Genomic DNA, 15,148 nt, shown 5'->3' on the forward strand with positions numbered 1-15,148 from the left:
CAACGTGACCATGCAGGTCGAGCTGATCGCTCCGATCGCCATGGACGAAGGCCTGCGCTTCGCCATCCGCGAGGGTGGCCGGACCGTCGGCGCCGGCGTCGTCGCCAAGATCGACAAGTGAGGACGAAGATTGCAATCGGCTGCGTTGGCTGCTAAACCATGCGCCGGAAACGACGCGGACAGGTCGACGGAGTCGGCCTGTCCGCGCGCCGGTTTTCCGGCCTGAGCCAGGTCGGCGGACGGTTGATCGCTCTAGGGGTATAGCTCAGCTGGTAGAGCGGCGGTCTCCAAAACCGCAGGTCGCGGGTTCGAGCCCTGCTGCCCCTGCCATTTTCCCGGCTTCGCCGGCTCCTGGATGATGGGGGCGGCGGGACGGATCGGAACGAGAAGGTCGTAAGGTCAAGGCATGGCGAAAGTAAGCCCGGGTCAGTTCGTCCGCGAGGTGCGCCAGGAAGCGTCCAAGGTCACTTGGCCGTCCCGCAAGGAGACCGGTATCTCCACCGGCATGGTGTTCCTGATGGTGGTACTGGCCGCGTTGTTTTTCTTCGTGGTCGATCAAACCATGGCCTTCGGGGTCAAGCTGTTGTTCGGGCTGAAAGGCTAAAGGCAAATGGCGGCACGCTGGTACGTCATTCACGTCTACTCGGGCTTCGAGAAGAAGGTCGCTTCCTCAATCGAGGAACAGGCGCGCCAGGGCGGCATGGCCGACCTCATCGATCAAGTCCTGGTGCCCACCGAGGAAGTCGTCGAGATGCGGCGTGGGAACAAGGTCAATACGGAACGCAAGTTTTTCCCCGGCTACGTGCTGGTCAAGATGGAAATGACCGACCAGACCTGGCATCTGGTCAAGAACACGCCGAAGGTGACCGGGTTCCTGGGCGGTCGCGGCCGGCCCAGCCCGATCAGCGAGGCGGAAGCCTCGCGCATCATGCATCAGGTGCAGGAGGGCATCGAACGCCCCCGGCCGTCCATCATGTTCGAGGTCGGCGAGCAGGTACGGGTCAGCGATGGCCCCTTCACCTCCTTCAACGGCACCGTCGAGGAAGTCGACGAGGAACGGTCCCGGCTCAAGGTGTCGGTATCCATCTTCGGCCGCGCCACCCCGGTGGAACTGGAATATTCCCAGGTCGAGAAGACCTGACCTGGGTTTTTCTGCGGGAGGCCAGCCATGGCCGTACCGCGCACTCGGCACAAAGAGACTGAGGACAGACAATGGCAAAGAAGATTTCGGGCTATATCAAGCTGCAGGTCCCGGCGGGGAAGGCCAATCCCTCTCCGCCCATCGGTCCGGCCCTCGGCCAGGCCGGCCTGAACATCATGGAATTCTGCAAGCAGTTCAACGCCAAGACCCAGGGCATGGAAGAAGGCATGCCGATCCCGGTCGTCATCACGGCCTTCGCGGATCGTACCTTCTCCTTCGTCACCAAGACCCCGCCGGTCAGCTACTTCCTGAAGAAGGCGGCCGGTCTCGCCGGCGGCTCCAAGACGCCCGGCCGCGGCTTCGTCGGCAAGGTGACCATGGATCAGGTGCGCGAGATCGCCAAGACCAAGATGCAGGACCTGAACGCCAACGACATCGAGGCGGCGTCCAGGATGATCGTCGGTTCCGCCCGTTCCATGGGCCTCGAGGTGGTGGAGTAGTCCCATGGCGAATATCGGAAAGCGTTTCAAGACGGCCAGCGAGACCATCGACTGCACCAAGCAGTACGACCTCCAGGAAGCCGTGAAGATCGTCAAGGGCAACGCCAAGGCGAAGTTCGACGAGACCATCGAGATCGCCATCATGCTGGGCGTCGACCCGCGCCATGCGGATCAGATGGTGCGTGGCATGGTGTCCCTGCCGCACGGCACCGGCAAGGACGTCCGCGTGGCGGTCTTCGCCCGTGGCGACAAGGCGGAGGACGCCAAGAAGGCGGGGGCCGATCTGGTGGGCGCCGAGGATCTGGCGGAGACCATCCAGAAGGGCGAACTCAACTTCGACCGCTGCATCGCCAGCCCGGACATGATGGCCGTCGTCGGTCGCCTGGGCAAGGTGCTTGGACCCCGCGGCCTGATGCCGAACCCCAAGCTCGGCACCGTGACCGCCGACGTGGCGGGCGCGGTCAGGGCCGCCAAGGCCGGCCAGATCGAGTTCCGCGTCGAGAAGGCGGGCATCGTCCATGCCGGCGTCGGCAAGGCCAGCTTCTCGGCCGAGAAGATCGCCGAGAATGTGGCCGCCTTCGTGGATGCCATCAACAAGGCCAAGCCCTCGGGCACCAAGGGAACGTATCTCAAGAAGATCAGCTTGAGTTCGACCATGGGACCGGGCCTGCGCCTCAACGTGACCAGCGTGGTGGGCGGCGTCTGACGCCATCACCATGTTCTATAGGGAATTCCGCTTCCCCAGGGGAGCGGAAGGGGAGGGTGGCAACATCCTCTCCGACCTGTCCCAGACCGCAGGCGCCGTCCGATCCGGGGCGGCTTAATGGGCAACCAACCTGCGCAGACAGTGTGGAACCGTTTCAGGGCCGATAGGCCCGAAGAACGGCTTGGACTGCTGCACTGGACAGGCGAACCGGCTCCGTCGGGCAACCGCCGGGGCCTTGGTGCAACAACCCCCGACCGCTTTCCTTGCGGAAGGGGGCGTGAGACGGAGACGATCAGTGGACCGCACTGAAAAGCAGGAGTTGGTCGCTCAGTTCCGCTCGCTCTTCGAGGGTTCCGGTGCTGTCGTCGTCGCCCACTATTCGGGCATGACGGTGGCTCAGCTGGAAATCCTCCGCAAGCGCATGCGGGAGGCCGGCGCCAACTTCAAGGTTTCCAAGAATCGGCTCACGCGTCTCGCCCTCGAAGGCACCGATTTCCAAGGCCTCCAGGATCTGTTCAAGGGTCCGACCGCGATCGCCTACTCGAAGGATCCGGTAGCGCCCGCCAAGGTGGCTGTGGAATTCGCCAAGACCAACGACAAGCTCGTCATCCTGGGGGGCGGCATGGGCAAGCAGGTTCTCGACGTCGAAGGCGTCAAGGCCCTGGCCTCCCTGCCGTCCCTGGACGAACTGCGCGGCAAGCTCGTTGGCCTGCTCGTGGCTCCGGCGACCAAGATCGCCGGCGTCGTGCAGGCCCCCGCGGGCAAGCTGGCGCGTGTCGTCAAGGCCTATGCCGACAAGGGCGAAGCCGCCTGACCCCGTCGTTTTCAAACCATCGCAACAGTTACCAAGCCGTAGGAGTGAACAATGGCTGATCTCAACAAGATCGTGGACGAGCTCTCCAGCCTGACCGTTCTGGAAGCCGCCGAACTCGCCAAGATGCTCGAGGACAAGTGGGGCGTGACCGCCGCCGCTCCGGTGGCCGTGGCCGCCGTGGCCGCCGCTGCCGCTCCGGTCGTCGAGGAGAAGGAAGATTTCAACGTGGTTCTGGCTGCGGCCGGCGCCAACAAGATCAACGTCATCAAGGAAGTCCGCGCCATCACCGGCCTGGGCCTCAAGGAAGCCAAGGATCTCGTCGAAGGCGCCCCCAAGACCGTCAAGGAAGGGTGCAAGAAGGACGAGGCCGAGAAGCTCAAGAAGCAGCTCGAGGGCGCCGGCGCGACCGTCGAACTCAAGTAGTCTGGCTACCCGGCTCCGGCCCCCGGCATCTCGCCGGGGACCGGACCGCCGGCACGTCGACGCATCCGCCCGTATAGGCCGACCGCGGCCGGTAAAGTGGATGCGATACCCGTATCGAGGGCCGTCCCCTTCGGCAGCGGCGCCGGAGGCGGCGGTCTTGTCGTGTCCAGAGGAATTCGAGGAAAGCCATGACCACTTCCTTCACGGGTCGCAAGCGCATTCGCAAGTACTTCGGTCGTCTGCAAGAGGCCGTCGAGATGCCGAACCTGATCGAGGTTCAGCGCAACTCGTACGAACTGTTCCTGCAGCGCGAGGTAAAGCCGGAGAAGCGCAAGGAATACGGCCTGCAGGAAGTGTTCAAGTCGGTTTTCCCGATCAAGGACTTTTCCGAACGCGGCACCCTGGAATTCGTCAAGTACGAGTTCGAGGAGCCTAAGTACGACGTCGAGGAATGCCAGCAGCGCGGCATGACCTTCGCCGCGCCGCTCAAGGTGACGCTGCGTCTGGTGGTCTGGGACGTGGACGAGGACACCGGCTCGCGCTCCATTCGCGACATCAAGGAGCAAGACGTCTACATGGGCGACATGCCGCTCATGACCGAGAACGGCACTTTCATCGTCAATGGCACCGAGCGCGTCATCGTCTCGCAGATGCACCGTTCGCCCGGCGTCTTCTTCGATCACGACAAGGGCAAGTCCCACTCCTCGGGCAAGTACCTGTTCGCCGCCCGCATCATTCCCTACCGCGGCTCCTGGCTCGACTTCGAGTTCGACGCCAAGGACCTCGTCTACGTGCGCATCGACCGCCGCCGCAAGCTGCCGGTGACCACCCTGCTGATGGCTCTCGATTCCAACGAGACCGAGGCGTTGCGTGCCGAACGCGCCGCCGAAAGCCGGGGGGTGGATTCGTCCGAGACCCGCGGCATGACGGAAGAGGACATCCTCGGCTACTTCTATGACCGCGTCACCTATGTGCGCCACAAGAAGGGCGGCTGGAAAACCCCCTTCGTGGCCGATCGGATGAAGGGCGTGAAGCTTGTCACCGACCTGGTGGACGCCAAGACCGGGAAGGTGGTGGCGGAAGCCGGGGCCAAGATGACGCCCCGTCTGATCAAGAAGCTGGTCGAGGAAGGCATCAAGGACCAGTTGGTGCCCAACGAGGATCTGATCGGCCGTTACGTGGCTACCGATCTGGTCAACGAGGCCACCGGGGAAATCTACGTGGAGGCGGGCAACGAACTCAGCGCCGCCATCCTGGAGGAACTGGCCAAGGCCGGGGTTACCGAGATTCCGACGCTGGCCATCGACCATATCAACGTCGGCCCCTACATCCGCAATACCCTCGCGGTGGACCGCAACTCCAGCCGCGAGGAAGCGCTGATCGACATCTACCGCGTCATGCGTCCGGGCGAACCTCCCACCCTGGAGACGGCCGAGGCCATGTTCCACGGCCTGTTCTTCGACAACGAGCGCTATGACCTGTCAGCCGTCGGCCGCGTCAAGATGAACTCGCGTCTCGGATTCCAGACCGACGACCAGTTGCGCATCCTGCGCAAGGAAGACATCCTGGCCGTGGTCCGGGTGCTCTGCGACCTGAAGGACGGGCGGGGCGAGGTGGACGACATCGACCACCTGGGCAACCGCCGCGTCCGCTCGGTCGGCGAATTGATGGAGAACCAGTATCGCATCGGCCTGCTCCGCATGGAACGCGCCATCCGCGAGCGCATGAGCGCCGTCGACATCGACACCGTGATGCCGCACGACCTGATCAACGCCAAGCCGGCGGCGGCGGCGGTGCGCGAGTTCTTCGGCTCTTCGCAGCTTTCCCAGTTCATGGATCAGACCAACCCGCTGTCGGAGATCACCCACAAGCGCCGCCTGTCGGCGCTGGGGCCGGGCGGCTTGACCCGCGAGCGCGCCGGCTTCGAGGTGCGTGACGTGCACCCCACCCACTACGGCCGCATCTGCCCCATCGAGACGCCGGAAGGTCCGAACATCGGCCTCATCAACTCGCTGGCCACCTTCGCCCGCGTCAACAAGTACGGCTTCATCGAGACTCCCTACCGGCGGGTCAAGGAAGGCATCGTCGCCCAGCAGGTGATCTACCTGTCGGCGATGGAGGAAGGGCGTTTCACCATCGCCCAGGCCAATGCCGAACTGGACGCCAAGGGCCACTTCGTCCACGACCTGGTGAGCTGCCGCCGCGGCGGCGACTTCATCATGGCGCGGCCGGAGGACATCGACTACATCGACGTCTCGCCCAAGCAGTTGGTTTCTGTCGCCACGGCGCTCATCCCGTTCCTTGAAAACGACGACGCCAATCGCGCCCTGATGGGGTCCAACATGCAGCGTCAGGCGGTGCCCCTCCTGAGGGCGGAAGCTCCGCTCGTCGGCACCGGCATGGAAGCCGCGGTGGCCCGCGATTCCGGCGCCACCATCACCGCCCGGCGCGCCGGCGTGGTCGATCAGATCGACGCCACCCGCATCGTCATCAAGGTCACCGAGGAAACGGCGCACTCCGCCTCGGCAGTGGACATATACAATCTGCGCAAGTTCCAGCGCTCCAACCAGAACACCTGTCTACACCAGCGTCCGCTGGTCAAGGTGGGCGACGTGGTGCAGGCGGGCGACACCATCGCCGACGGCCCGTCCACGGAACTGGGCGATCTCGGCCTGGGCCGCAACGCCCTGGTCGCCTTCATGCCCTGGAACGGCTACAACTTCGAAGACTCGATCCTGATTTCCGAACGCATCGTGCGCGACGACGTCTTCACCTCGATCCATATCGAGGAATTCGAGGTCATGGCCCGCGACACCAAGCTGGGCCAGGAGGAAATCACCCGCGACATCCCCAACGTCGGCGAGGAAGCCCTGAAGAACCTCGACGAGGCAGGCATCGTCTACATCGGCGCCGAGGTCAAGCCGGGCGACATTCTGGTCGGCAAGGTGACGCCGAAGGGCGAATCCCCGATGACTCCGGAAGAGAAGCTGCTACGTGCCATCTTCGGCGAAAAGGCTTCGGATGTGCGCGACACCTCGCTTCGCGTGCCGCCCGGCGTATCGGGAACGGTGGTCGAAGTGCGCGTCTTCTCGCGGCGCGGCGTCGACAAGGACGAACGCGCCCTGGCCATCGAAAGGGCCGAGATCGAACGCTTGGCCAAGGACCGCGACGACGAACGCGCCATCCTGGAGCGCAGCTTCAACGCCCGTCTCACCGACCTGATCCTCGGCAAGAAGGCTTCCGGCGGTCCCAAGGGACTGAAGGCCGGGACCAAGATCGGCGAGGACGTGCTGGCCGGCTATACCACCGCCCAGCGCGCCCAGATCGTTGTCGACGACGACAAGGTGATGAAGGACGTCGAGGAACTGAAGCGCCACTTCGAGGAAAGCATCGCCCGCCTGCAGGCCCGCTTCGAAAACAAGGTGGAGAAGCTGCAGCGCGGCGATGACCTCAGCCCCGGCGTGATGAAGATGGTCAAGGTCTTCGTCGCGGTGAAGCGCAAGCTGCAACCCGGCGACAAGATGGCCGGCCGCCACGGCAACAAGGGCGTCATCTCGCGCATCATGCCCATCGAGGACATGCCCTATCTGGAGGACGGCACCCACGTCGACTTGGTGCTCAATCCTCTGGGCGTGCCATCGCGCATGAACGTCGGGCAGATCCTGGAAACCCACCTGGGCTGGGCCTGCGCCGGCCTCGGTCGCCAGATCGGCGAAATCCTGGACGAGATGCGGCATTCCCGTATCTCCGACGCCAAGAAGCTGCGCGCCAAGCTGAAGGATATCTATGGTGCCGAGGCCTACAAGGCCGAAATCGAGTCCCTCGACGACGATCAGATCGTCGAAATGGCCGGTAATCTCAGGCCGGGCGTGCCCATCGCTTCGCCGGTATTCGACGGTGCCCACGAGGTGGACATCTGCGAGATGCTGGAGAAGGCGGGCATGGATTCGTCGGGCCAGGTGACCCTGGTCGACGGACGGACCGGCGAGGCCTTCGAGCGCAAGGTCACGGTGGGCTACATCTACATGCTCAAGCTCCACCACCTGGTCGACGACAAGATCCACGCCCGGTCCATCGGCCCTTACAGTCTGGTCACCCAGCAGCCGCTGGGCGGCAAGGCGCAGTTCGGCGGACAGCGCTTCGGCGAAATGGAGGTCTGGGCGCTGGAAGCCTATGGCGCGGCCTACACGCTGCAGGAAATGCTGACCGTGAAATCGGACGACGTCTCAGGCCGCACCAAGGTCTACGAGGCTATCGTCCGCGGCGACGACACGTTCGAAGCGGGCGTGCCCGAGTCGTTCAACGTTCTGGTCAAGGAACTGCAAGCCCTTGGCCTTAACGTCGAACTGAACTGACGCAACCCCGCTTGGCAGGAGAAATGAAGCCATGAACGAGCTGATGAAGATCTTCGGGCAGGTCGGGGTCACCCAGCGCTTCGATCAGATCCAGATCGCGATCGCCTCGCCGGAGCAGATCCGCTCCTGGTCCTACGGCGAGATCAAGAAGCCGGAGACCATCAACTACCGCACCTTCAAGCCGGAACGGGACGGTCTGTTCTGCGCCCGCATCTTCGGTCCGGTGAAGGACTATGAATGCTTGTGCGGGAAGTACAAGCGGATGAAATACAAGGGCATCACCTGCGAGAAGTGCGGCGTCGAGGTCACCTTGCAGAAGGTGCGCCGCGAACGCATGGGCCATATCGAACTGGCCTCGCCGGTCGCCCACATCTGGTTCCTGAAGTCGCTGCCCAGCCGCATCGGCTCGTTGCTCGACATGACGTTGCGCGATCTGGAGCGCATCCTCTATTTCGAGAACTACGTGGTGGTCGAACCGGGCCTGACCGCCTTCAAGCTGCGCGAATTGCTCAGCGAAGAGCAGTACCAGAATGCCGTCGACGAATTTGGCGAGGACAGCTTCCAGGTCGGCATCGGCGCGGAAGCCATCCGCAACATGCTTAAGGAAATCGACCTGGAGGCCGAGCGCATCAAGATGCGCGAGGAACTGATCTCCACCACGTCGGAGGCCAAGCGCAAGAAACTGGTCAAGCGCCTGAAGCTGGTCGAGGCCTTCCTGGAATCCAAGACCCGTCCAGAGTGGATGATCCTGGAAGTCGTGCCGGTCATCCCGCCCGAGCTGCGCCCCCTGGTGCCGCTGGACGGCGGTCGTTTCGCCACCTCGGATTTGAACGATCTGTACCGGCGCGTCATCAACCGCAACAACCGCCTGAAGCGCCTGATCGAACTGCACGCGCCCGAAATCATCGTGCGCAACGAAAAGCGCATGCTGCAGGAAGCGGTGGACGCCCTGTTCGACAACGGCCGGCGCGGTCGCGCCATCACCGGCGTCAACAAGCGTCCGCTGAAGTCCCTGTCCGACATGCTTAAGGGCAAGCAGGGCCGCTTCCGCCAGAACCTTCTGGGCAAGCGCGTCGACTATTCGGGCCGTTCGGTGATCGTGGTGGGGCCGGAACTCAAGCTGCACGAATGCGGCCTGCCCAAGAAGATGGCGCTCGAACTGTTCAAGCCGTTCATCTATTCCAAGCTCGAACTCTACGGCATGGCGACCACCATCAAGGCCGCCAAGCGCATGCTGGAAAAGGAACGGCCCGAAGTCTGGGACATCCTGGAAGAAGTCATCCGCGAGCATCCCGTGATGCTGAACCGGGCGCCCACGCTGCACCGTCTCGGCATCCAGGCTTTCGAGCCGGTCCTGATCGAAGGCAAGGCGATCCAGCTTCATCCGCTGGTCTGCGCCGCCTTCAACGCCGACTTCGACGGCGACCAGATGGCCGTGCACGTGCCTTTGTCCCTGGAAGCCCAGTTGGAAGCCCGCGTGCTGATGATGTCGACCAACAACATCCTCAGCCCGGCCAACGGCAAGCCGATCATCGTGCCCTCGCAGGACATCGTGCTCGGTCTCTACTACATCACCATGGAACGCGATGGCGAGCCGGGCGAAGGCACTGCCTATTCCGATATCGGCGAGATCGAGCATGCCCTGGCCGCCAAGGCCACCACCCTGCATGCCAAGATCAGGGCCCGCTATCGTGGCGTCGACGAGAACGGCAAGCCTAAGGTCTTCCGCGTCGATTCGACGCCCGGCCGCATGCTGCTGTCCGAGATCCTGCCGCGCAATCCGAAGATCGGATTCGAGATGATCAACCGTCTGCTGACCAAGAAGGAAATCTCCACGGTCATCGACATGGTCTACCGCCACTGCGGCCAGAAGGAGACGGTGATCTTCGCCGACCGACTGATGGGCATCGGCTTCTCGCATGCCTGCAAGGCCGGCATTTCGTTCGGCAAGGACGACCTGGTCATTCCGGCCGCCAAGGCCAAGCTGGTCGCCGATACCGAGAAGCTCATCAAGGAGTACGAGCAGCAGTACCAGGACGGCCTGATTACCCAGGGCGAGAAATACAACAAGGTGGTCGACGCTTGGTCGCATTGCACCGACAGGGTCGCCGAGGAGATGATGAAGGGTATCTCCAAGGTCGAATCCGGCCGCCCGGTGAACGCCGTCTACATGATGGCCCATTCCGGCGCCCGCGGTTCAGCCGCCCAGATGAAGCAGCTTGCCGGCATGCGCGGCCTGATGGCCAAGCCGTCGGGTGAAATCATCGAAACGCCCATCATCGCCAACTTCAAGGAAGGCCTTTCGGTGCTGGAGTACTTCAACTCCACTCACGGCGCCCGCAAAGGTCTGGCCGATACGGCATTGAAGACGGCCAACTCCGGCTATCTGACCCGCCGTCTGGTCGACGTGGCACAGGACTGCATCATCCACGAACTGGACTGTGGCACCACCCAGGGGATCACCACTCGCGCGGTCATCGAAGGCGGTGAGACGGTATCGGCGCTGGGCGAGCGGATTCTGGGCCGCACGGCGGCGGAGGACATCATCCATCCGTCGACGGCCGCGGTGGTTGTCCCCGCGGGGACCTTGCTGGAAGAGGACGAGGTTGCCGCCGTCGAGGAGGCCAACGTCGATTCCGTCCGCATCCGCTCGGTGCTTACCTGCGAGACGGCTACCGGCGTCTGCGCGGCCTGTTATGGCCGCGACTTGGCGCGTGGGACCCGGGTCAATATCGGCGAGGCGGTGGGCGTCATCGCCGCCCAGTCGATCGGCGAACCGGGCACCCAGCTCACCATGCGCACCTTCCATATCGGTGGCGCCGTTCAGCGCGGCGCCGAACAGTCGAAGGTCGAAGCCACCGCCGACGGTACCGTCACCCTGCTCAATTGCCAGACGGTGAAGAACTCGGACGGCATGCAGGTGGTGATGAGCCGCAACACGGAACTGTTGGTCGTCGATGACCAGGGCCGCGAGCGGGCCCGCCACCGCCTGCCCTACGGCGCCAAGGTGATGGTATCCAGCGGCAAGCGTGTCGTCCGCGGCGACAAGATGGCCGAATGGGACCCGTACACCCTGCCGATCATCACCGAAAAGAATGGCGTGGTGAAGTTCGACGACTTGGTGGACGGCATCTCCATGGTCGAGCGCATGGACGAAGCGACCGGCATCGCCTCCAAGGTGGTGATCGACTGGAAGCAGCAGCCCAAGGGTGCCGACCTCAAGCCGCGCATCACCCTGGTAGACGACAAGGGCAAGGTTCTCAACCTGGATAGCGGCGGCGAGGCCCGTTATTTCCTGCCCGTCGATGCCATCCTGTCGGTGGATGGGACCCGCAAGGTCCATGCGGGCGACGTGCTGGCCCGTATCCCCCGCGAGTCGGCCAAGACACGCGATATCACGGGCGGTCTGCCGCGTGTCGCGGAACTGTTCGAGGCCCGTCGCCCGAAGGATCACGCGATCATCGCCGAAAGCGACGGCCGCGTGGAATTCGGCAAGGACTACAAGTCCAAGCGCCGCATCGTCGTGGTGCCTTCGGACGAGAACGAGCAGCCCAAGGAATATCTGATCCCCAAGGGCAAGCACATCAGCGTCCAGGAAGGCGATTATGTGAAGCGGGGCGATCCCTTGATGGACGGCAACCCGGTTCCGCACGACATCCTGCGCGTGATGGGCGTCGAGGCGCTGGCGGAGTACCTGATCAAGGAGATCCAGGACGTCTACCGGCTGCAGGGCGTGAAGATCAACGACAAGCACATCGAGGTGATCGTTCGCCAGATGCTGCAGAAGGTCGAGGTCTACGATACCGGAGATTCCACCTTCCTGGGTGGCGAGCAGATCGATCGTGACGAGTTCGACGCGGAGAACGTCCGCACCACCGAACTCAACGGTCGTCCCGCCCAGGCCCATCCGGTGCTCCAGGGCATCACCAAGGCCAGCCTGCAGACGCATTCCTTCATTTCGGCCGCCTCGTTCCAGGAAACCACCCGCGTTCTCACCGAAGCCTCGGTGTCGGGCAAGGTGGACAACCTGATCGGCCTGAAGGAAAACGTCATCGTCGGCCGCCTCATCCCGGCCGGGACGGGCGCGATGGTGAACCGTATGCGCCAGTTGGCGGCGGAACGCGACAAGGAGCTGATGGACAAGGAGCCGGACGCCCAGCAGATCGAGATCAACCCGGCCGCTCCGGCGGAATAGGGCGCTTCGTTCGCGGAGATCGGGGCGGGCGGGTCCGGCGCGAGTCGGCCCGCCCGTTCCGCTTTCGGGGAAGGGACATGGACGCGGAAAGCCAGCTTCGGCAGAAGCTACGCAAGATCGAGGCCTTGTTCGCCGGTGCGGCAACCCCCGGCGAGCGGGCGGCGGCCGGAGCGGCGGCGAATCGCATCCGGGCCCGTCTCCGGGAAAGCGCGGGCCGCGAGACGGCGGTCGAGATGAAGTTCAGCCTGCCCGATCCCTGGTCGCGCCGGCTGTTCGTCGCCCTGTGCCGACGCTATGGTCTCCGGCCCTACCGCTACGCCCGCATGCGCCGCCAGACGGTGGTGGTCAAGGGGCCTCTGTCTTTTATCGACGGGGTGCTGTGGCCGGAATTCCAGGAAATCAACGAGGCCCTGGTCGCCTACCTTTCCAACGTCACCGACAAGGTGATCCGCGACGAGGTCTTCGGAGAATCCGGCGAAGCCGATGAAGTGGCGGAACCGGCGAAGCTGGGCGGTTGACCCTCCCTACCGGTCCAATTCCTTGACCAGAGCCGGTGTGACGTCGCCGAAGCGGAGGATGCGCTTGCCCTTGTGATCCCTCAGGAACTCGTCGGCGTCGACCTGGGTGGCCAGCGGCACCAGTTCATGGCCCATGGGTCCCAGAACGTCGGAACCGGTCACGTAGAAGGCCTGGCGGGCGTCGACCTTGGCCAGGTCGTAATATTCGCTGACCGCGATGACGGCGATGTCCTCGGCACGGTGCTTCGGCGCGTAGCGGGGCAGGTCCAGCAAATACTTGAACATGTCCTTGGCGCCGTCGAAATGATGGGCGTGCCCGTCCTTGTAAAACACCGTCGCCACCCACTGCGGGTACTTGGCGACGAACATGCCGCAGACCACGCAGGTGTCCGTCTCGGCCGGCGGCGGCACCACGTGGCCGCCCACCTCCGCAGCCTCCCCCCGCGTTTGCGGGAGGAGGACGGAGACGGCCAACAAAAGAGCCGGCAGAAGCCTCACTTCGCCTGCTCCTTGGCCTTGTCCTCGGCGGCCTTGCGGCGCTTCTCAGCCCGGTTGCCGCGGATACGCATGGTATCTTCCGCCATGCCCAGGTAGGTAAGCTTCACGGCCTCGTCGAAGCCGACGATCTGGCCGTCGTTCTTCGCCGCCTCGGCCGCCGCGCGCGAGGCGAAGGAGGTCTTGGCCGTCTTGCTCATCACAGCCTGATGCCCGCCGCCGATCACATAGAGGGCGGTCTCGGCGTTGGTCAACGGCTTGACCTCGCCGCCGGCCCCGTTGTCGGGGGCGTAGATGGCCTTCGGCACGCGGTCCAGGTTGAGCGTCAGGGAAACCGCCGCGCAATGCAGGGAGCAGGTGCCGTCCACCAGATCGTCGGAATAGTGAATCAGATGGCGGCTGAAGTGGTACTGCTTGCGGTTCATGCCGCAATAGGGGCAGCGGGGATACTTGGCGAGTTCGTTCTCCAGCGGATTGGCGTCCTTCGGCGCCTTGGGGATGAACTGGAGCGGGGTGCCGTCGGTGTTCTTCACCTCGGCCTGCTTTTCCACCCATTCCCAGGGCATGATCGGCTGCTGCGCGCGGGCGCCGGAAGCGGCCCCCGTTGCGGCCAGGAAGCCGCCGGCGGCGACGCCCTTCAAAAGTTGACGACGATTCATGGCTCTATCTCCTTTCAAAAATATTCCCCTTTTTCCAACCGCAACCGGTACCTTCCTCTGGGCCGCTTGAGCGGCTCTAGTGATGATGATGTTCCATGGGGGCCGTCTGGCCGGGCTGCAGGCCCTGCATGACGGTGAAGAACTTGACGCCCTGATCGATGGTCACGATGCCAAGCCCGATGACCAGCAGCGCGGCGCCCTTCAGCAGCCAGCCCCGCATCTTCGCCCCCAGCTTGCCGAACAGGGCGGAGACGAAGAGCATGGAAGGCAGGGTGCCGGCTCCGAAGGCCAGCATCAGCAGCATGCCTTGCAGGGGACCCGGAGCGGTGGTGGCCTTGACCGCCATGGACAGCGTCAGGGCGCAGGGCATGAAGCCGTTGAGCAGCCCTCCCATGGCGGCGCCAGCCACTGGGCCGCGGGCGCTGGCGGCCAGGAAGACCTTGCGGAACAGGCCTACCGGCACCTTGAGGAAGGGCATCCGGAACAGCGGCACGCCCAGGATATCGAGGCCCAGCACGATGACGATCACGCCCGCCGCCACCTGCAGGATGCCCTGGGCCAGCCCGAAGGAGCCGGTCGAAATCAGGGCGTTGCCCAGCACGGCCGCCAGCAGCCCGGCGAAGGCGTAGACCCCCAGGCGGCTGCCGTGGTAGGCGGCATAGGTCAGGGGGCCCTTGGCCTCTTCCCCCATCCGGAGGAAGAAGGCGGACACCAGGCTGCCGCACATGCCGACGCAATGGCCGCTGGCCATCAACCCGGCGGTGAAGGCGACGGCATAGTCGATTTCCGGGCTCATGCCTTGTCGTCCTTTTGCAGCCGCAACGAATTGGTGACCACCGACACCGAGCTGAGCGCCATGGCCAGCGAGGCGATCATGGGCGTCAGCCTGCCCGCCGCCGCCACCGGAATGGCCACGGTGTTGTAGCCCAGCGCCCAGAACAGGTTCTGCTTGATGATACGCATGGTGCGCCGGCTCAGGTCGATGGCGTCGGCCACCTTGGCGATGTCGCCGTTGACCAGGGTGACGTGCGCCGCCTCGATGGCGACGTCGGTACCGGTGCCGACGGCAAAGCCCACGTCGGCCGCTGCCAGGGCCGGGGCGTCGTTGATGCCGTCGCCGATCATGCCCACCTTGTGCCCCCGTTCCTTCAGTTCGCGCAGGATTTCCAGCTTGCGGGCCGGAGAGGCCCCGGCGATCACCCGGTCGATGCCGACCTCGGCCGCCACGTGGCGGGCCGCGGCTTCCACGTCGCCGGTCGCCATCAGGGTCTCGATGCCCATGGCGTGCAGGCGGGCGATGGCGGCGGCGGCGGTGGGGCGCGGCCGGTCGGCGATGCCGAAC

The 15,148-nt window shown here is 64.3% G+C and carries 14 protein-coding genes and 1 tRNA gene; 11 read left to right on the forward strand and 4 right to left on the reverse strand.

Annotation, left to right across the window (positions count from 1 at the left end; all coding sequences use genetic code 11):
- The 11 genes from tuf to H7841_15290 all read left to right on the forward strand — a co-directional run.
- Positions 1 to 121, forward strand: a 121-nt coding sequence (tuf, locus tag H7841_15240) for an elongation factor Tu (protein ID MEO5338227.1), incomplete at its 5' end; no start/stop codon positions are given.
- Positions 122 to 254: 133 nt separating this feature from the next.
- Positions 255 to 330 (forward strand) — tRNA-Trp (locus tag H7841_15245).
- A 76-nt stretch (positions 331 to 406) separates the two neighbouring features.
- On the forward strand, positions 407 to 604 hold the full coding sequence (gene secE / locus H7841_15250) for a preprotein translocase subunit SecE (protein MEO5338228.1): 198 nt from the start codon (positions 407 to 409) through the stop codon (positions 602 to 604).
- A 6-nt stretch (positions 605 to 610) separates the two neighbouring features.
- Positions 611 to 1,141: a transcription termination/antitermination protein NusG gene (nusG, locus tag H7841_15255; GenBank protein ID MEO5338229.1), complete on the forward strand. Its 531-nt coding sequence runs from the start codon at positions 611 to 613 to the stop codon at positions 1,139 to 1,141.
- Between the two features lie 71 nt (positions 1,142 to 1,212).
- Positions 1,213 to 1,641 (forward strand): 50S ribosomal protein L11, encoded by a 429-nt coding sequence (rplK, locus tag H7841_15260; GenBank protein MEO5338230.1) that lies wholly within the window; start codon positions 1,213 to 1,215, stop codon positions 1,639 to 1,641.
- Positions 1,642 to 1,645: 4 nt separating this feature from the next.
- Positions 1,646 to 2,347, forward strand: a complete 702-nt coding sequence (gene rplA, locus H7841_15265) for a 50S ribosomal protein L1 (protein ID MEO5338231.1) — start codon at positions 1,646 to 1,648, stop codon at positions 2,345 to 2,347.
- A 295-nt stretch (positions 2,348 to 2,642) separates the two neighbouring features.
- Entirely contained in the window at positions 2,643 to 3,161 is a 519-nt protein-coding gene (rplJ, locus tag H7841_15270) for a 50S ribosomal protein L10 (protein ID MEO5338232.1), read from the forward strand.
- Positions 3,162 to 3,212: 51 nt separating this feature from the next.
- Positions 3,213 to 3,584, forward strand: a complete 372-nt coding sequence (gene rplL, locus H7841_15275; protein ID MEO5338233.1) for a 50S ribosomal protein L7/L12 — start codon at positions 3,213 to 3,215, stop codon at positions 3,582 to 3,584.
- A gap of 188 nt (positions 3,585 to 3,772) precedes the next feature.
- Positions 3,773 to 7,939 carry a DNA-directed RNA polymerase subunit beta gene (gene rpoB / locus H7841_15280; GenBank protein MEO5338234.1) on the forward strand — a complete coding sequence of 1,389 codons (4,167 nt, stop codon included), beginning with the start codon at positions 3,773 to 3,775 and terminating at the stop codon, positions 7,937 to 7,939.
- 31 nt (positions 7,940 to 7,970) lie between these two features.
- Entirely contained in the window at positions 7,971 to 12,134 is a 4,164-nt protein-coding gene (gene rpoC, locus H7841_15285) for a DNA-directed RNA polymerase subunit beta' (GenBank protein MEO5338235.1), read from the forward strand.
- 77 nt (positions 12,135 to 12,211) lie between these two features.
- Positions 12,212 to 12,652, forward strand: coding sequence for a hypothetical protein (locus H7841_15290; protein ID MEO5338236.1), 441 nt, complete (start codon positions 12,212 to 12,214; stop codon positions 12,650 to 12,652).
- 6 nt (positions 12,653 to 12,658) lie between these two features.
- Here the strand turns inward: H7841_15290 and H7841_15295 are convergent, their stop codons facing one another.
- From H7841_15295 to H7841_15310, 4 genes are all read right to left on the reverse strand, one after another.
- Positions 12,659 to 13,078, reverse strand: a complete 420-nt coding sequence (locus H7841_15295; GenBank protein MEO5338237.1) for a nitrous oxide reductase accessory protein NosL — start codon at positions 13,076 to 13,078, stop codon at positions 12,659 to 12,661.
- A 68-nt stretch (positions 13,079 to 13,146) separates the two neighbouring features.
- Entirely contained in the window at positions 13,147 to 13,806 is a 660-nt protein-coding gene (locus tag H7841_15300) for a nitrous oxide reductase accessory protein NosL (protein ID MEO5338238.1), read from the reverse strand.
- A 76-nt stretch (positions 13,807 to 13,882) separates the two neighbouring features.
- Positions 13,883 to 14,602, reverse strand: a complete 720-nt coding sequence (locus tag H7841_15305) for a sulfite exporter TauE/SafE family protein (protein ID MEO5338239.1) — start codon at positions 14,600 to 14,602, stop codon at positions 13,883 to 13,885.
- Positions 14,599 to 15,148: HAD-IC family P-type ATPase (locus tag H7841_15310; protein MEO5338240.1), on the reverse strand; the 550-nt coding region annotated here is incomplete at its 5' end. The genes H7841_15305 and H7841_15310, both read right to left, overlap by 4 nt.

The organism is Magnetospirillum sp. WYHS-4 (assembly GCA_039908345.1).
Lineage (GTDB): Bacteria > Pseudomonadota > Alphaproteobacteria > Rhodospirillales > GLO-3 > JAMOBD01.

Coding starts and splice junctions, on each gene's coding strand:
- nusG (MEO5338229.1), top strand. CDS start 611: ATGGCGGCACGCTGGTACGTCATTCACGTCTACTCGGGCTTCGAGAAG.
- H7841_15305 (MEO5338239.1), bottom strand. CDS start 14,602: ATGAGCCCGGAAATCGACTATGCCGTCGCCTTCACCGCCGGGTTGATG.
- rplA (MEO5338231.1), top strand. CDS start 1,646: ATGGCGAATATCGGAAAGCGTTTCAAGACGGCCAGCGAGACCATCGAC.
- rpoB (MEO5338234.1), top strand. CDS start 3,773: ATGACCACTTCCTTCACGGGTCGCAAGCGCATTCGCAAGTACTTCGGT.
- rpoC (MEO5338235.1), top strand. CDS start 7,971: ATGAACGAGCTGATGAAGATCTTCGGGCAGGTCGGGGTCACCCAGCGC.
- H7841_15300 (MEO5338238.1), bottom strand. CDS start 13,806: ATGAATCGTCGTCAACTTTTGAAGGGCGTCGCCGCCGGCGGCTTCCTG.
- secE (MEO5338228.1), top strand. CDS start 407: ATGGCGAAAGTAAGCCCGGGTCAGTTCGTCCGCGAGGTGCGCCAGGAA.
- H7841_15290 (MEO5338236.1), top strand. CDS start 12,212: ATGGACGCGGAAAGCCAGCTTCGGCAGAAGCTACGCAAGATCGAGGCC.
- rplL (MEO5338233.1), top strand. CDS start 3,213: ATGGCTGATCTCAACAAGATCGTGGACGAGCTCTCCAGCCTGACCGTT.
- rplK (MEO5338230.1), top strand. CDS start 1,213: ATGGCAAAGAAGATTTCGGGCTATATCAAGCTGCAGGTCCCGGCGGGG.